Below are 2,228 nucleotides of genomic sequence, written 5' to 3'. Positions count from 1 at the left end.
GCTCGCCGAGCCAGTCCGCGAGCCGGCCGGCCTGCTCGCCCAGCGCCTCCCGGGTGGCCGCCGACACGGGCAGCACGTACGCGGACGGCCGGCCGGCGGTGGCGGCCTCCGCGTGCCCGGCCTGACCGGAGGCGATGTCCGGGGCCGGAAGCGCGGTCTCGGGAGGCCGGGTGGTGTCCGGGGCGGCCTCGACGATGACGTGGGCGTTCGTGCCCGACAGGCCGAAGGAGCTGACCCCCATGAGCCGGGGCCGGTCCTGGCCGGGCAGCGGCACGGGCCCGGTGACCGGCTGGACGCTGCCGTCCTCCGGGATGGCCGTCGCCGGGGCGGTCATGTGCAGGTTGGGCGGGATGAGCCCGTTCTCCAGGACGAGGGTCGTCTTGATGAGCCCGGCGATGCCCGCGGCGGCCTGGGTGTGGCCGATGTTGGTCTTGACGGCGCCGACCCGCAGCGGCCGGCCGGGACCGCGACCGCCGAAGACGTCGTGCAGCGCGGACAGCTCGATGGCGTCGCCCAGGTGGGTGCCGGAGCCGTGCGCCTCGACGTAGTCGATGTCGTCGGGGCCGATCCGGGCCGCCGCGAGCGCCCGGGTGATGACGTCGGCCTGCGCCCTGCGGCTGGGCGCGGTGAGCCCGTTGCTGCGGCCGTCCTGGTTGACCGCCGAGCCGCGCAGGACGGCGCGGACGCGGCGGCCGTTGGCGACGGCCTTGGACAGCGGCTCCAGCACGACCAGGCCGCCGCCCTCGCCCATGACGTAGCCGTCGGCCCGCTCGTCGAACGTCTTGCACCGGCCGTCGGCGCTCATCATCAGCCCGGCGCACGCCTGGACGTACGTGGTGGGGTGCAGGGTCAGCGACGCGCCCGCCGCGATGGCGAGGTCGCACTCGCCCCGGCGCAGGCTCTCCATGGCCAGGTGGACCGCGATGAGCGACGAGGAGCAGGCCGTGTCGATCGTCATCGTGGGGCCGATCAGGTCGAGCTGGTAGGCGATCCGCCCGGCCGCCACGCTCGACACCGCGCCCTGGCCCAGGTACGGGTCGGAGACGGCGTCGGCGCCCTGCCGCTCCATCTGCAGCCGGCCGTACTGGAGGGTGTCCATGTAGCCGACCATCACGCCGGTGCGGCTGCCCGCGAGCCGGGCGGGTGAGATGCCGGAGTTCTCCAGCCCCTCCCAGGCCAGCTCCAGCAGCAGCCGCTGGTGGGGGTCCATGCGCAGCGCCTCGCGCGGCGACAGGCCGAAGAACTCGGCGTCCCAGCCGGTGACGTCGTCCAGGAACGTCCCGTACCTGGTGTACATGGCGCCCGGCGTCCGCGGGTCGGGGTCGTAGTAGGCGTCGACGTCCCAGCGGGCGGCCGGCACCTCGCGGACGACGTTCCTGCTGTCGCGCAGCAGGCGCCAGAAGTCCTCCACCGTGTCGCCGCCGGGGTAGCGGCAGGCCATGCCGATGACCGCGATGGGTTCGTGGCGGCGCTCCTCGGCCTCGGTGAGGCGGTGGCGGGCCTGGGCGAGTTCGACGGTGGCGCGCTTGAGGTAGGCGCGGAGCTTGTCCTCGGTCCCCATCGGGCGAGCCTTTCCGGTGGTGGGCGTCACGGGGTCACAGTTCGTTGTCGATGAGGGCGAAGATCTCCTCGTCCGAAGCCGAGTCGATCTTTTCGATGACGTCGCCGGCGCCGTCGGGCCCGGCGCCGAGCCGGTCGAGGGTGGCCTGCAGGAGCGACACGAACCGGTCGCGCAGGGCCTCGCCCTCGCCGTTCGCGGCGGCGATCATGTCCTCGACCCGGTCCAGGGCGGTGCGCAGCGTGTCCTCGGGGGACGGCGACGGGGGTGCGAGGGTGCGGAAGAGGTGGTCGGCGAGCGTGTTGACGGTCGGGTGGTCGAAGACGAGGGTCGGCGGCAGCCGCAGGCCGGTGTCGGCGTTGAGCCGGTTGCGCAGCTCGACGGCCGTCAGCGAGTCGAAGCCGAGCTGGTTGAACGCCCGGTCCACCTCGATCTGGTCGGCGCTGCCGTGGGCGAGGACGGCCGCGACGTGGGCGCGCACGGTGTCGGTGAGCAGCCGCTGCGCGTCGGTGCGGGGCAGGGCCGCGAGGCGCTGGGCGAGCGCCGCGGGTCCTCCGGTCGCGGCCGCGGCGTTCCCGGCGGTACGGCGCGGGGCCCGTACGAGGCCGCGCAGCATGGACGGCAGCTCCCCGGCCTCGGCCCGCGCCCGGAGCCCGGCGGCGTCCCAGCG

Annotated in this window: 2 protein-coding genes; both read right to left on the bottom strand. The window is 74.9% G+C overall.

Features of this window, described 5'->3' with window-relative positions; genetic code table 11:
* On the bottom strand, window positions 1-1,561 hold a 1,561-nt coding region (locus AB0H81_RS44650; protein WP_358388569.1), incomplete at its 3' end, for a beta-ketoacyl synthase N-terminal-like domain-containing protein.
* Between the two features lie 34 nt (window positions 1,562-1,595).
* The coding region (locus AB0H81_RS44645) for an acyl carrier protein (RefSeq protein ID WP_358388567.1) at window positions 1,596-2,228 on the bottom strand (633 nt) is incomplete at its 5' end.

It is taken from the genome of Nonomuraea sp. NPDC050691, assembly GCF_040654455.1.
Taxonomy (GTDB): Bacteria; Actinomycetota; Actinomycetes; order Streptosporangiales; family Streptosporangiaceae; genus Nonomuraea.
The sequence above is the reverse complement of the archived record's forward strand: the minus strand, read 5'-3'. Positions and strand labels throughout refer to the sequence as shown.